Source organism: Rhizobium sp. CCGE531 (genome assembly GCF_003627795.1).
GTDB lineage: Bacteria > Pseudomonadota > Alphaproteobacteria > Rhizobiales > Rhizobiaceae > Rhizobium.
Genome location: NZ_CP032685.1, coordinates 1411073 through 1425638, shown reverse-complemented (window position 1 = coordinate 1425638; position 14566 = coordinate 1411073). Strand labels below are relative to the sequence as shown.

At 59.1% G+C, this 14566-nt stretch carries 13 protein-coding genes; 8 read left to right on the top strand and 5 right to left on the bottom strand.

The window, feature by feature from the left end:
• Window positions 1–18: 18 nt before the first annotated feature.
• The gene (locus tag CCGE531_RS26095) at window positions 19–2223 is read left to right on the top strand and encodes a DUF1217 domain-containing protein (RefSeq protein ID WP_120669134.1); all 2205 of its coding nucleotides are present in this window, start codon (window positions 19–21) and stop codon (window positions 2221–2223) included.
• Between the two features lie 50 nt (window positions 2224–2273).
• Here the strand turns inward: CCGE531_RS26095 and CCGE531_RS26090 are convergent, their stop codons facing one another.
• Both CCGE531_RS26090 and CCGE531_RS26085 read right to left on the bottom strand, forming a co-directional pair.
• Window positions 2274–3050 carry an SDR family oxidoreductase gene (locus CCGE531_RS26090; RefSeq protein ID WP_120669132.1) on the bottom strand — a complete coding sequence of 259 codons (777 nt, stop codon included), beginning with the start codon at window positions 3048–3050 and terminating at the stop codon, window positions 2274–2276.
• A 55-nt stretch (window positions 3051–3105) separates the two neighbouring features.
• Window positions 3106–3999 carry an aldose 1-epimerase gene (locus CCGE531_RS26085; RefSeq protein WP_120669130.1) on the bottom strand — a complete coding sequence of 298 codons (894 nt, stop codon included), beginning with the start codon at window positions 3997–3999 and terminating at the stop codon, window positions 3106–3108.
• Between the two features lie 291 nt (window positions 4000–4290).
• Here CCGE531_RS26085 and CCGE531_RS26080 point away from each other — a divergent pair, with 291 nt between their 5' ends.
• From CCGE531_RS26080 to CCGE531_RS26060, 5 genes are all read left to right on the top strand, one after another.
• Window positions 4291–5274 (top strand): arabinose ABC transporter substrate-binding protein, encoded by a 984-nt coding sequence (locus tag CCGE531_RS26080; protein WP_120669128.1) that lies wholly within the window; start codon window positions 4291–4293, stop codon window positions 5272–5274.
• Window positions 5275–5346: 72 nt separating this feature from the next.
• Complete coding sequence (gene araG, locus CCGE531_RS26075; protein WP_120669126.1) at window positions 5347–6852, top strand: L-arabinose ABC transporter ATP-binding protein AraG; 1506 nt, start codon at window positions 5347–5349, stop codon at window positions 6850–6852.
• A 16-nt stretch (window positions 6853–6868) separates the two neighbouring features.
• Complete coding sequence (gene araH, locus CCGE531_RS26070) at window positions 6869–7825, top strand: L-arabinose ABC transporter permease AraH (RefSeq protein ID WP_162944013.1); 957 nt, start codon at window positions 6869–6871, stop codon at window positions 7823–7825.
• A 107-nt stretch (window positions 7826–7932) separates the two neighbouring features.
• Entirely contained in the window at window positions 7933–8709 is a 777-nt protein-coding gene (locus CCGE531_RS26065) for a FadR/GntR family transcriptional regulator (protein ID WP_120669122.1), read from the top strand.
• Window positions 8710–8909: 200 nt separating this feature from the next.
• The gene (locus tag CCGE531_RS26060; protein WP_120669120.1) at window positions 8910–9293 is read left to right on the top strand and encodes an SgcJ/EcaC family oxidoreductase; all 384 of its coding nucleotides are present in this window, start codon (window positions 8910–8912) and stop codon (window positions 9291–9293) included.
• A gap of 28 nt (window positions 9294–9321) precedes the next feature.
• Here the strand turns inward: CCGE531_RS26060 and CCGE531_RS26055 are convergent, their stop codons facing one another.
• Entirely contained in the window at window positions 9322–10605 is a 1284-nt protein-coding gene (locus CCGE531_RS26055; protein WP_120669118.1) for a cystathionine gamma-synthase family protein, read from the bottom strand.
• Window positions 10606–10943: 338 nt separating this feature from the next.
• On the opposite strand from CCGE531_RS26055, the gene CCGE531_RS26050 reads away from it, so the two are divergent.
• A complete protein-coding gene (locus tag CCGE531_RS26050) occupies window positions 10944–11729 on the top strand; it encodes a class I SAM-dependent methyltransferase (RefSeq protein WP_120669116.1) in 786 nt (261 codons plus the stop codon).
• A 73-nt stretch (window positions 11730–11802) separates the two neighbouring features.
• Here the strand turns inward: CCGE531_RS26050 and ppk2 are convergent, their stop codons facing one another.
• Window positions 11803–12717 carry a polyphosphate kinase 2 gene (ppk2, locus tag CCGE531_RS26045; RefSeq protein ID WP_120669114.1) on the bottom strand — a complete coding sequence of 305 codons (915 nt, stop codon included), beginning with the start codon at window positions 12715–12717 and terminating at the stop codon, window positions 11803–11805.
• A 96-nt stretch (window positions 12718–12813) separates the two neighbouring features.
• Entirely contained in the window at window positions 12814–13602 is a 789-nt protein-coding gene (locus CCGE531_RS26040; RefSeq protein WP_120669112.1) for a 3-hydroxybutyrate dehydrogenase, read from the bottom strand.
• Between the two features lie 205 nt (window positions 13603–13807).
• Here CCGE531_RS26040 and CCGE531_RS26035 point away from each other — a divergent pair, with 205 nt between their 5' ends.
• Window positions 13808–14554 carry an acetoacetate decarboxylase gene (locus CCGE531_RS26035; protein WP_120669110.1) on the top strand — a complete coding sequence of 249 codons (747 nt, stop codon included), beginning with the start codon at window positions 13808–13810 and terminating at the stop codon, window positions 14552–14554.
• Window positions 14555–14566: the final 12 nt, after the last annotated feature.

Here is a 14566-nt window from a genome sequence, read left to right as displayed (position 1 = left end):
GCGCTGTGGGGGCGATCGATGATTACAACGTATCTCGGCTATGTGACCGCGACGAAGGATATGGCGTCGACGCTTGCGCGCGTCGCCAAGCAGACAACGGTCAAAAGCGACCAGCAATATTATGATACGCACATCGGCAAGATCAAGAATGTCGATGAGTTCCTCGCCGACCACAAGCTCTACAGCTATGCAATGAAGGCCTATGGCCTTGAAGACATGACCTATGCCAAAGCCTTCATGAAGAAGGTTTTGACAAGCGACCTCAGCGATCCGAGCAGTTTCGCAAACAAATTGACCGATAACCGCTACCGGCAATTTGCCGCGGCCTTCAACTTCGGTGGCAAATCAAAGGATCAGACGGCTCAAAGCGATGCCCAGAAGAGCGATACGATCGGGCTCTATGAGCAATCTTTCGCCAATGAAGCAACTTTGGCAACGAAGGAGAGCAAGTTCTACGGCAGCTGGATCGACAATGTGTCGAATGTCGATGATATCGTCAACAGCAGCAGGATGAAAGACTACATCCTGCGAGCGCACGGCATCAATCCCGACAATATATCGAAGTCGTTTCTCAAGTCGGTTCTGACCAGTGATGTCAGCGATCCGAACAGCTTCGTCAATCAGGCAGGCAACTTCTCCTCGGCATCGGCTCAGGCAACCTATAAACTGATTGCATCGCAGTTCAATTTCAACGATGACGGAACGCTTTCCGCCGCGTCAGCGCAAACGACGCAGCAGAAGGAAGCGATGATCTCTCGCTATGACAATACGGTCCCGAGCCTGCTGACTCCGACCATGGCCATTGGCAACGACGACTATTATCGCGAGGCAATCACGAAGGTGACGTCGCTGAGCGACATCACCGGCGACAACAGGCTTTTCTCCTATATCAAGGAGGCTTTCGGCCTCAGCGCCAAACTCACGCCGGTTCAATTCAATCTCGCTTTCACCAATCCCGCTTATGCTGATGTCTCCGGCATGAAGGATATGGTCGCTCATTTCAATTTCGCGTCCGACGGAACGCTGCCGGCGGGGCAGCCCGCGCAATCGGCGCAAGCCATAGACGATATCTCCATCAAATATTTGAAGCAGGCCAAGGGTGCCAAGCAGGCCTTGTTCAAGGATGCGGAGGACCACTACAAGTCGGTGGTCGGCCAGATCAAGACGATCGAGGATTTCTTCGCCGCCAACGACAGCAAGAGCAAGGATCTGCCGACGATCGAGGACATGGCGCTCCGTGCCTTCGGGATCAACAAGAATGAGGTCTCGCGGGACCAATTGCGCAAGATCCTGGAAAGCAATCCTTATGACAGCAAAAGCTATGTCAGCTCCCTGAAGGACGAGAGGTATGTCGAGCTTGCCAAGGCATTCAACTTCGATAGCAAGGGCAATCTCCGAGATCCGGTCACGGCCCTGTCGAAGAGCTCGATCAACAGCTTCATCTCCGCCTATTCGAAGGCGAAGACGTTCGGGCTGACGGGTGAGATGCGGGACAAGGCGATCAAGGATGCGAAGGACGCGGCGACTGAATTCAGCAAGTCGATTGCCAAGGTCGATACCGTCGATGAACTCCTGGCGGATAAGAAGCTGACGGAGTTCATTCTCGTCGCCAACAATATCGACCCGAAGACGGTCGACAAGGCTACATTGAAGAAGGCCTTCACCGCCGACCCCGAGGATGCCAAGGGATTCCTGAACACGCCGGCGGGCGAGAAGTTCAAGGCCATGGTGAACGTCTTCAATTTCGACGCCAAGGGTAACCTGACGACCGCAAAGATCGAGCCGGGGCAGAACAAGGGCGCGCGCCTCGCCACGGACGATCTCTATCTCCATCAGACCCTGGAGACGCAGCAGGGCGCCGCCAACGATGGTATCCGCCTTGCGCTTTATTTCCAGCGAAAGGCGCCGCAGATCAATTCCGTCTACGACATCATGTCCGATCCGGCGCTCTACAATGTGATCAAGACGACCTACTCCCTGCCGGCGTCCATGTCGAACATGGATGTGAGCCGCCAGGCGAAGATGCTGGAGAAGCTTTTTCCGGTCAAGGATTTGCATGATGCCGGCAAGGTGAGCAACCTGCTGAAGCGCTTCTCCGCCGTATATGACGCGGCAAACGGCGCAAATACCGCATCGCCTGCATCCGCCATCCTGAACCGTGGCTCCGGAGCTGGCATGAGCGCGGATCTCATGCTGTCGATTGCCCAGCTCAGGTCGCGATGACGTATTCTGTGTTTGCCGCATTGGGCCGGGTCGGCAATGCGGGCCAAACATCACTGATGCTGCAGCACGCTCAGGCCGCCGTCCACGGTCAGGCATGTGGCATTCATGAAGGGGCATTCATCCGAGATCATGAAAACAGCGGCTAGCGCGATCTCCCGTGGCGCGGCGATGCGCCCGCCCGGATGAAGCTTCATCGTCTCCGCCTTTGCCGCCTCCGGATCGGCAAAGCCGTTCCAATAATCGATGACTTTCTGTGTCGCAACGTAGCCGGGCGCCAGGGCATTCACGCGCACATTCTTCGACGCATATTCGATCCCCAGTGACTTGGTCATGCCGAGAAGCGCGTGCTTGGCAAGCGGATAGGGGAAGGTGTGCGGAATGATGGTGAAGGCATGGGTCGAGGCGACATTGAGGATGACACCGCCGCCCGAGGCGATCATGCCGGGCAGAACGGCCCGGCAGCAATTCCAGGCGCCCTTGAGGTTGATGTCGAAGCAGCGCTCCCAATCCTCGTCCGCCATCTGCAGCGGCTCGGCAAAGACGTTGACGCCGGCATTGTTGACCAGCGCATTGATGCCGCCGATCTCCGAGGCTGCTTTGGCAACAGCTGCGCCTATGGCGGCGGCATCGGTAATGTCGGCCGCCTGATAGCCGACGACGGCTCCTTCTTCCTTCAGCTTGGCAGCGGTCTGTTCGAGAAGGGCTTCATCGCGGTCAATGAGAAAGATATGCGCGCCTTCGGTTATAAAAGCCTCGGCGATTGCCAGGCCGATCCCTTGTGCTGCTCCGGTAATGAAAACCCTTTTTCCGGAAAGGCGATTTGGCATTCGGTGTTCCTCGTTCGGCTTGGTCCGGAAATTTGAGCGATGAGCCGGTTGCGGGCTATTCCGGATATTTTCGTGGCTGCAGGCGGATCGACCCCGCAAGGCTTTCTCCGGGCTGCAGGATTTTCAGATCTCCCAGATCCGGAAGGTTATGACCGTTTGCAACATGGGACATCGGCTCGAAGCAGAAATAGTCGTGGCGAAAGGCTGGGTTGAAATTTGTGTCGGGGACGAAGATGAAGGCGTGCCTGATCGACGCGTCCGCGGTCAGCCGCAGGCTGGCGCGCCTTTCCGGCCAGACAATCCGCGCTTCGCCACTCCATTCCTCGAAGCCGTTGTTGACCCAACGACGAGGAAGCGGCGATGGCTGGGAAAAGTCGAGATCCGCCGGAATAGCGGTGCGTTCCCCCGGCAAAAAGCCCTCGGCCTCCGTCCAAAATCGCTTCGCCGGCGCGAAAAGTGTCGTTTGCGGCGTCATCGGGAAATAGGGATGCCAGCCAAGCCCGAACGGCAGCGCCTCCGTGCCGGTATTCTCCACGCTCAAATGCAGCATCAGCCCTTCGGATGACAGGGCGATGATCTGCTTTGCATCGTAGCTGTAGGGCGTATTTTCCCCTCGATGGCGAAAGCCGATCTGTAATTGGTTGCTGCTGCGGGAGAGAATGGACCATTCCCCCTGCCAGCCGTCACCGTGCAGATAATGAGGATCCGACGCCGTGTTCGGCCGAAGCTGGTAATCGCGCCCTTCGAATGTGAAGCGGTTGTTGCGGATGCGGTTGCCGAAGGGGACCAGCGGGTAGCAGGCTGAGGAGGAGGCGCTGGCATCGTCGGGAGCCGGTCTCAGAAGCGCAATTTTGTCGCCATCCACTGCCCAGGAATAGTCGAGCAATATGCCGCCCAAGGTTGATGCGCGAACCGAAAACGAGCCGTCCTGCAAATCGATGATGCTCATTGAACGGCTGCCTTCCCTCACAATCAAGGCCGATCCAGAATGGATGGGAACCCTATATTCGCGCCTTTCAATGTCAACAGATATATAGGATTTATTTTGCCCATAGCGCCGGTTTCTCATGGGTTACCGCGTTACATTCCATGGAATGAAGCCATTTATCGCATGGCGCGGCCAATTCATGTCGAAATGACCGCATAAAAATCATACATAAATATTGACTGGTATGATGTTTTTTCTTATTCACACTCTGCTGCCGACAAATGGCAGAGCGAGATTTTAGGGAGAGAGACCATGCGCTTTTTCAAAGCAGCCATCCTTGCGGGCGCGTTTGCCGTTCTGGCCGCCGGCTCTGCGCTTGCTGAAGACGTCAAGATCGGGTTCATCGTCAAGCAACCGGAGGAGCCCTGGTTCCAGGACGAATGGAAGTTTGCCGATCAGGCCGCCAAGGAGAAGGGCTTCACGCTCGTCAAGATCGGCGCCGAGGATGGCGAAAAGGTTCAGTCGGCGATCGACAATCTCGGCGCGCAGGGTGCGCAGGGCTTCATCGTCTGCACGCCCGACGTCAAGCTCGGCCCGGGCATCGTTGCCAAGGCCGCTGCCAACCAGCTGAAGCTGATGACCGTCGACGACCGCCTGGTCAATGCCGAGGGCAAGCCGCTCGAGGATGTGCCGCATATGGGCATCTCCGCCACCAAGATCGGCGAGACCGTGGGACAGGCGATAATCGATGAAATCAAGAAGCGCGGCTGGGACATGAAGAATGTCGGCGCGATCCGCGTTTCCTACGATCAGTTGCCGACGGCCGTCGACCGCGTCGAAGGCGCGATCTCGGTCCTGAAGACGGCGGGCTTCCCGGCCGCGAATATCTATGACGCGCCGCAGGCAAAGACCGACACGGAAGCAGCCCTCAATGCCGCGACCACGGTTCTCAACAAGCATGCTGATATCAAGTACTGGGTCGCCTTCGGCCTCAACGACGAAGCCGTGCTCGGCGCCGTCCGCGCTTCGGAATCGGTCGGAATACCCGCAACGAACGTAATCGGTGTCGGTATCGGCGGGGCGGATTCGGCGATCAACGAGTTCAAGAAGCCCGCCGCGACCGGCTTCTTCGGCACGGTCATCATCTCGCCGAAGCGCCATGGCTATGAGACCGCGCTCGATATGTATGACTGGATCGCCAACGGCAAGGAGCCACCGAAGCTGACGCTGACCTCCGGCTCGCTGGCGCTACGCGGCGATTACGAAAAGATTCGCAAAGATCTCGGCATCGAATGATCAGCCCCTGAGAATGATCTCTATCCCGGCGGCTTTGTCACCGCTGCCGGGCTCTTTCTCGATGGAGCAAGCATGGCTTTCCTTGAATTCAAGGGCATTTCCAAGGGCTATCCGGGGGTCCAGGCACTGGCCGACGTCTCTTTCGATGTGGAAAGAGGCGCCGTGCATGGGCTGATGGGTGAAAACGGCGCCGGCAAGTCGACGCTGATCCGGGTCCTTTCCGGCGACCAGGCAGCGGATGCGGGCAGCATCGTCATCGATGGCGTGGAGCAGCATTACAGCTCCGTCCGCGACGCCTTTCATGCCGGCGTCACCGTCATCCACCAGGAGCTTCAGCTGGTGCCGGAGCTGACCGTCGCCGAGAACCTCTGGCTCGGGCGCTTTCCCGGCAAGGCCGGCGTGATCGACGGCAGGATGCTGATGGAAACCGTGCGCGCCAAGCTCAAGGAAATCGGCATCGACATCGATCCCGCAGCCAAGGTTTCCTCGCTGTCGATCGGCGCGCGCCAGATGGTGGAGATCGCCAAGGCTGTTATGGTCGATGCGCGGGTGATTGCGCTTGACGAGCCGACCTCGTCGCTGTCTTCCCGCGAAAGCGAAATCCTGTTTTCCCTGATCGACCGGCTGAGAGCCAACGGCACCGTCATTCTCTATGTTTCGCACCGCCTGGATGAGATCTTCCGGCTCTGCGACAGCCTCACAGTCCTGCGCGACGGCAAGCTCGCGGCGCATCATCCCAGCATCGCCGATACGACGCGGGATCAGATCATCGCGCAAATGGTCGGCCGCGAGATCAACAATATCTGGAATTGGCGCAAACGGCCGCTCGGCGAGGTGCGCCTCGAGGTCAAGCAATTGTCGGGTTCGAAGCTGCGCAATCCCGTCAGCTTCTCTGTCCGCAAGGGCGAAATTCTCGGCTTCTTCGGCTTGATCGGCGCCGGCCGCAGCGAGATGGCTCGTCTTCTCTATGGCGCCGATCATCGTCGCCAGGGCGGCGTCTCGATAGACGCCGTCGCCGTCGCGCCGAACAACCCGAAGGCCGCCATCAACGCCGGCATGGTTCTCTGCCCAGAGGACCGCAAGTTCGACGGCGTCATTCAGGGGCGGTCGATCGAGGAAAACATCGCCATCTCCTCAAGGCGGCATTTCTCGCCGTTCGGCATCCTGAACCTGAAGAAGGAAGCCTCGGTCGCCGATCGGTTCATCGCCAAGCTCCGGGTTCGCACGCCCTCGCGCCGGCAGGATATCGTCAATCTGTCGGGCGGCAATCAGCAGAAGGTCATCCTTGGCCGCTGGCTTTCCGAACAGGGTGTCAAGGTGCTTGTCATCGACGAGCCGACGCGCGGCATCGATGTCGGCGCCAAGTCGGAAATCTACGAAATCCTCTATGAGCTTGCTGCAGGCGGCATGGCGATCGTCGTCATCTCCAGCGAGCTTCCCGAGGTCATGGGTATTTCGGATCGCATCATGGTCATGTGCCAGGGCCGCGTCGCGGCGAATGTCGCCCGCGCCGATTTCGACGAGCGGGCCATTCTGACCGCGGCCCTGCCCGACAAGAATGCCGCCGGCACAATCTAATTCAGGAATGGTAGTGATGAACTCGTTGAAAAAGCTTCTTCTCGGCGAACAGGGTCTGGTGGTGATCTTCGCAATCGCCTTCGTGATCGTGTCGCTCTTCGTTCCGAGCTTCCTGACGGAGCGCAACATGCTTGGTCTGCTGCAGTCGGTCGTGACAATCGGCATCGTCGCCTGCACCATGATGTTCTGCCTTGCCTCGCGCGACTTCGACCTGTCGGTCGGCTCGACCGTCGCCTTCTCGGGCATGATCGCCGTCATGGTGTCGAACTCGACCGGCTCCATCCCGGTCGGCCTGCTGGCGGCATTGATCTGCGGCGGCCTCGTCGGCCTCGTCAATGGCGTCGTCATCGCCAAGTTCCGCATCAACGCCCTGATCACCACGCTCGCAACAATGCAGATCGTTCGTGGTCTCGCACTGATCGCCTCAGACGGGCGCGCCGTCGGCATCAACGATCCGGCCTTCTATCAGCTGGCGCTGTCGCGTTTGCTGACGGTGCCGACGCCGATCTGGATCATGGTGTTGCTGTTCATCGTCTTCGGCTTCGCGCTCAACCGCACCGTTTTCGGCAAGAACACGCTTGCGATCGGCGGCAATCCCGAGGCTTCGCGCCTTGCCGGCGTCAATGTCGTCAACATGCGGATCTGGATCTTCGCCTTGCAGGGACTTGTCTGTGCCATTGCCGGCATTCTGCTTGCCTCCCGCATCACGTCGGGTCAGCCGAATGCGGCAACCGGGCTCGAATTGTCCGTCATCTCCGCCTGCGTGCTCGGCGGCGTGTCGCTGGCGGGTGGCCGCGCGGCGATGACGGGCGTGATCGTCGGCGTCCTCATCATGGGCATCGCCGAGAACGTGATGAACCTGCTCAATATTCAGGCCTTCTATCAATATCTCGTGCGCGGCTGCATTCTGCTGATTGCGGTTCTGCTTGACAATCTGCGCTCGTCGGCGGCAGGGCATCGCGCCCGCTTATGACGATCAGATTCCTTGGGAGAAGTTTGCCGGGCTTGCAGTTGCGCATTGATGCCTGGGCGTGGTGCCGCTCATGATCGCCACCGGGCCAGCGGAAGGGAGTGCAAGTGATGAGTACGCGTTTGGGGTCTTTACGCACGATGCAGGGCGGGGCCGCGCCCGAGCAGGGAAGGCGCACCGTGCGCGAGGAACTGCTGAAGAAACTCATCGGGCAGATCGTGTCGGGGGCTCTTGCGGAGGGTTCCGTCCTTCCCAATGAGGCCGAGCTCTCGGAGGTTTACGGCGTCAGCCGCACCAGCCTGCGCGAGGCCATGCAATATCTCTCGGCGCTCGGAATGGTCCGCTCCCGCACCCGTGCCGGCACAACGGTCCTTCCACGAGAGAACTGGAATTATCTGGATCCGCTGGTTCTCGACGCTACCCTGGCGCTGAGCAATGACCGCAGCTTCTACGAGTCCCTCCTTGACGCACGCCAGGTGCTGGAGCCTGCCGCCGCCGCACAAGCAGCCGCCAATGCCACCGCAAAGCAGCTCGCGCAGATCGCCGAGGCTTTCGAGGATATGGTTGCCGCGAACGCCCGTGACAACGAGGCGTGGAGCCAGGCGGACCTGGAGTTTCACACGGCCATCATCAATGCCAGCGGCAACTGGGTTTTCCGACAATTTGCCACGGCCATCCGGGCAGCCCTGCTTGCAAGTTTCCGCCTGACCAATCGGGCGAGCCAATCACACGAATATGCCATCGCCCGGCATCAGGATGTTCTGGATGCGATCCGCATGCGCCGTCCGGATGCCGCCCGCTTTGCCATGGAGCAGCTGATCGGAACGGCCAGAATGGAGCTTAGCGATGCTCTGCGCGCCGCCAAGCCCAAGGACGAGCCGGAATAGATCGGTTTCCCACGGTAAGGGGCTTGCCATCTGCTATGTCCGGCATGACGGAACGCACTATATTGTTAATCCGGATATCGAAACCTGGCCGGATGATTGAGCACACGCAATGCCGACTTTCTCCGTCCAATAGTTCTCGCCTCATGAGTTGAAACGCAGCCGCTGTTGCTATGCGGCGTTGCCTATGGAGGAGATTCGCAATGACCGAGGATGAAAAGGCAATCCGGAAAGTCGTGGAAACCTGGACCGCCGCAAGCAAGGCGGGCGATATGGCCACCGTTCTAGGGCTGATGACGGACGATGTCGTCTTCATGGTGCCGGGCCGAGAGCCGTTTGGCAAGCAAGCCTTCGCCACAGCCTCCAAGGGCAGGGACGGCGTGAAGATGGAGGGTACCAGCGAGATCGTCGAATTGCGGGTGCTCGGCGACTGGGCTTTCATTCGCAACCACATCGACATCACGATGACACCGCCAGGCGGCGACGCCATCCATCAATCGGGCTATACACTCACGCTTCTGCGCAAGGAAGCCGATGGCGAGTGGCGCCTTGCGCGCGATGCGAACCTTCTGACCGCACACAGCTGATCCATCTCGCTCGGTCGCGTAGGCCTCATCAGGCGGCGTCGAGAGCAGCCGCCAGATCGGCGATCAGATCTTCGGGATGCTCGATGCCGATCGACAGGCGGATCGTCGATTCCAGCACGCCGATGCGGTGGCGCACATCCACCGGAACGCCGGAATGCGTTGTTGTTGCCGGATGGGACGCAAGCGATTCCGTGCCGCCGAGACTGACGGCGAGTTTGAAGATCTGCAGCGCATTCAGGAATTTGAACGATGCTGGTAGGCCGCCCTTGATATCGAAGGAAAAGGTGGAGCCTGCGCCGCTGCATTGGGCGGCGAAGGTGCGGCCCGTGGCCGATGCGGGGTCGGTATAGGGCAGATAATGAATCTGCTCAACCTTCGGATGATCCCGCAGGAAATCCGCCACGGCCCGGGCGTTGCTGTCGGCCCGTTCCATGCGGATTTGCAGCGTCTCCAGCGAGCGGCCGAGCATCCAGCAGGAATGCGGATCGAGCTGGGTGCCGATCGCGCCGCGTAGCGCCTTGACCTGCTTGATCACGGTTTTCGAGCCGAGGGCGGCGCCGGCGATCAGGTCGGAATGGCCGCCGACATATTTGGTCAGGGAATAAAGGGAAATATCGGCGCCATGCTCGATCGGCCGCTGGAAGACCGGGCCTAGCAAGGTATTGTCGCAGGCGATGATCGGCGTATGGCCCTGCTTCTTGCCGATCGCATCGGCCACGCGGCGGATCATGGCGATGTCGACCAGGCTGTTCGTCGGATTGGCGGGCGTCTCCACGAGAATGATGGACACTCGGCCCTTGGCCAATGCCTCCTCCGCGCTCACCATCACCGAAGTCTCGCTAACACCATCGGCGAACCCGACCGCGGAGACGCCAAGATTGAGGAATGTCTTGGCGATAAGCGTTTCCGTGCCGCCATAGAGCGGCTGGGAATGCAGGATCGCATCTCCGGGGCGGACGAAGGCCAGCAGCGTGGTGGCGATCGCCGACATGCCGGAGGAGAACAGCGCGCCGCTTTCCGTTCGCTCATAAACCGCAAGACGATCTTCGACGATTTCGCTATTGGGGTGGTTGAAGCGCGAATAGACGAGTCCGACGCCTCTGCCTGCCGGCGGCTCGTTGCGGTCGGATAGGTAGTTGAAGAAATCGCGCCCGTCCTCGGCCGATTTGAAGACGAAGGTGGAGGTCAGGAAAACGGGCGGCTTGACCGCGCCCTCGGACAGCTCCGGGTCGTAGCCGTAATTCAGCATCTGGGTTTCGGGATGCAGGGCGTGGTTGCCGATATGCGTTTTCGAGGGATGCGGCGCAGTCATGACGGTCTCCTCGGCCGATGATGTGAATTTTAGACTCACATTATACATCACTTAAGATGTCGGCTCGCTATTCGCCATTGCCTGCGATGCGGTTTCGATATTGGGGCTGATATAGGCTGGAACTATCCAATCCGCGCATCACTATCCGAAATACGACAGAAAGGGCGCTATATCGGTTAGTACCGCTCGTCTTGACACAGTCCCATCCCAGTTTTCGGAAGCTCACGAGTTCGCGGCGCGCGGTTCGTGCAGAAACGGTGCATTTTTCGACCGGCTGATCACTATCGATGAGGGCGTCCGATCGCGAAATGCACGAAGAAAACTAGTGAGGTCCACATTTGAAATCGGGCGTTCGAAAATTTGTATTTCGCGATCTTCAGAAAATCGATGGTTATATCGACCCGCCGGATGCGCTTGTCTTCCTGTCGTTGATCGAAAAGCAAAGGCAGGAGAAACTATATGGCGGTCTCGCCGAAATCGGGGTCTATTACGGGCGGTCCTATTTTTTGCTGCGCAAGATCAGCGCACCCGATGACAATGTACTTGCGATCGACCTCTTCGACATAGAAGCGGATGGTGCGCAATATCAACGCTTCCTCGACAATGGAAGATCACTAGGCATTCCTGTCGATGAAGAACTCGTCATAACCGGCGACAGCACCAGGCTCGATCCGCAGGCCGTCATCGACAAGGTTGGGCAGGTTCGTTTTTTCAGCGTCGATGGAGGACATTTGCTTCGCCACATCGTTGCCGACAGCCGGTTGGCGAAGAGCGTGCTGGCCGATCATGGCATCATCGCTTTCGATGATACGTTCAATCCCGCTTGGCCGGAGGTGACGATCGGCGTCTCGGATTTTCTACGCAGGAACAGCGATACCTTTGCTGCCTTTTGCATGACGAAGTACAAGACCTATGTCTGCCGGCGGGATTTTCATGAAGTCTATCGAGCCGCACTTAGCGCGGCGCGGCATCTCATGCCTTTCGAGCATGCCGAGATGGATTTTCTCGGCTCGAAAGTCCTCAGGCTGCACAATCCCATCAACCGAAGAGTTGCCTATGAGCTCCTGCGGCGGCTGGGCTTGGGCGCCATATCCGAATGGGCCTACCGCCCGGTCCGACCTTGAGCCGGCCTTGCTTGCCGGTGGCGGAGTTAGGAGTTGAGGGGCCTGCCGGAGACGGACCCCTCATCGTTCCCAGTCAGTAGACTTCGGGCACGTACATTTCCGGCGGAACCGGTGTGCGATGATAATCTATATTCCGCAGGCGCTCGGGCAGGACGATTTCCGGCTTCGGCACGTTTTCGTAGGGAATCTGTTTCAGGAGATGCGCGATACAGTTGAGACGCGCCCTCTTCTTGTCGACGGCCTGGACGACCCACCACGGCGCTTCCGGAATATGCGTGCGATCAAGCATTTCTTCCTTTGCCTTGGTGTATTCTTCCCAGTGCACGCGGCTCTGTAGATCCATCGGCGAAAGCTTCCACTGCTTCAGCGGATCCTGGATGCGCATGTTGAACCGGAATTCCTGCTCCTCGTCGGTGATCGAGAACCAGTATTTCAGGAGAATGATGCCGGAGCGAACCAGCATGCGCTCGAAATCCGGCACGGAACGGAAGAATTCTTCCAGCTCGTCGGGCGAGCAGAAGCCCATGACGCGCTCGACGCCGGCGCGATTGTACCAGCTGCGGTCGAACAGCACCATTTCGCCTGCTGTCGGCAGGTGGGCGGTGTAGCGCTGGAAATACCACTGATGCTGCTCGCGCTCGGTCGGAGCCGGCAATGCGACGACGCGGCAGACGCGCGGATTGAGGCGCTGCGTGACGCGCTTGATGGCGCCGCCCTTGCCGGCGGAATCGCGGCCCTCGAACAGTACGACGACCTTGAGCTTCTTGTACTGCACCCAGTCCTGCAGGCGCACCAGCTCGTGCTGAAGGCGGAAGAGTTCGCGGAAATAGACGCGGCGGTCGAGCGCCGTTTCGCCTTCGCCGATAAGGCCCTCTGCGACCAATTCGTCCATCCGGTCCTCTTCGAGCTGCATCTCCAGCTCTTCGTCAAAGCTATCGACGATCTCATCCTTGATGCGGCTGAGCGGATCCTGTGTTTCATCGGTCATTATGCGCCTCCTGCTCTGTTTTCATGTGACTGCAGCAGCCTTCGGCTGCAGGAAGCCGGCCCGTTCTTCGAACATGTGCCGGCTATGATCTTGCTATTATTCGGCAGTCCAGCCGCCGTCGACGGAAAGCGTCGTGCCGGTAATCTGCTTGGCAGCGTCGCTGCACAGGAAGACCGCGATGGCCGCGACCTCGTCGACGGTCACGAATTCCTTTGTCGGCTGGGCAGCGAGCAGCACATCGTGCTTGACCTGCTCTTCCGTCATGTTGCGCGCCTTCATCGTCTCGGGGATCTGCTTCTCGACGAGCGGTGTCCAGACATAGCCGGGCGCGATGGAGTTGACGGTGACGCCGTTCTGAGCGGCTTCGAGCGCGATGGTCTTGGTGAGGCCGGTAATGCCGTGCTTGGCCGAGACATAGGCCGACTTGAAGGGCGAGGCGACCAGCGCATGCGCCGAGGAGGTGTTGATGATGCGGCCCCATTTGCGGGCCTTCATGCCGGGGATGGCGGCCTTGATGGCGTAGAAGGCGGCAAGGAGGTTGATGCGGATGATCGCTTCCCACTTGTCGTCGGGAAATTCCTCGATCGGGGCCACGAACTGGATGCCGGCATTGTTGACGAGGACATCGAGGCTGCCGAAGGCTTCCTCGGCTTCACGCACCATGGCGGTGACCTCTTCGCCATTCATCATATTGGCGCCGGAGTAGCGGCACTTCACGCCGAAATCGGCTTCGATGGCAGCCCGTTCCTTTTCGATCGCATCGGCATCGCCGAGGCCGTTGATCGTCACATTCGCGCCTTCGGCGGCAAAGGCGCGCGCGATCGCAAGGCCGATACCGCTCGTCGAACCGGTGACCAGCGCATTCTTCGAAATCAACGAACCCATAAGGCTACTCCCGCAATCGCGATGACATGGTTGGGTAAAGGGAAATGCTCAAGATAAGCGCACACTGCCAGCCGGATATGTCGCTTTGATAACAGTGGCAGGTTCGCTCCCGCGCAACCATTTGGCAGCTGACACTTCACTGTCATGCAACCGTGCAAGTTTCCGCTCCGGTGCCCGGCGATTTCCTCCAACGACGGAAAATACGATGAAGGTCGAAGACATTCTCAAGCATGCCTATGCGATGCCGCTGACCAATCCTTCCTATCCCCCAGGACCCTACCGGTTCTTCAATCGCGAATATATCATCATCACCTACCGCACCACGCGCGAAGCGCTTGAGGCTGTCGTGCCGGAGCCGCTCGAGATCGACGAGCCGCTGGTGAAATACGAGTTCATCCGCATGCCCGACTCCACCGGTTTCGGCGACTATACCGAGACGGGACAGGTCATTCCCGTGCGATATCGCGGGCAACGGGGCGGTTATGTCCACTCCATGTATCTGGACGACGATGCGCCGATCACCGGCGGCCGCGAGATCTGGGGCTTTCCCAAGAAGCTGGCCAATCCGAAGATCGTCAACGAAGGCGAGGTCATCGTCGGCACGCTGCATTACGGCAGCGTCCTCTGCGCCACCGGAACGATGGGTTACAAGCATAAGCCGGTCGATCAGGGACCGCTTCTGGCCGCTCTGTCCGAGCCCAACTTCCTGATCAAGATCGTGCCGCATGTCGACGCCAGTCCACGCATTTGCGAGCTCGTGCGCTATTATCTGACCGATATTACCATTAAGGAAGCCTGGACTTCGCCCGCCGCCCTCGATCTCAGGCCGCATGTCATGGCCGATGTCGCGCGGCTGCCGGTTCTCGAAGTGGTTTCGGCCGTTCATTTCACCGCCGATCTGACGCTCGGGCTGGGCGAGGTCGTTCACGACTATCTCGCCGAGCGCAGGTAATCGAAAGCCTTA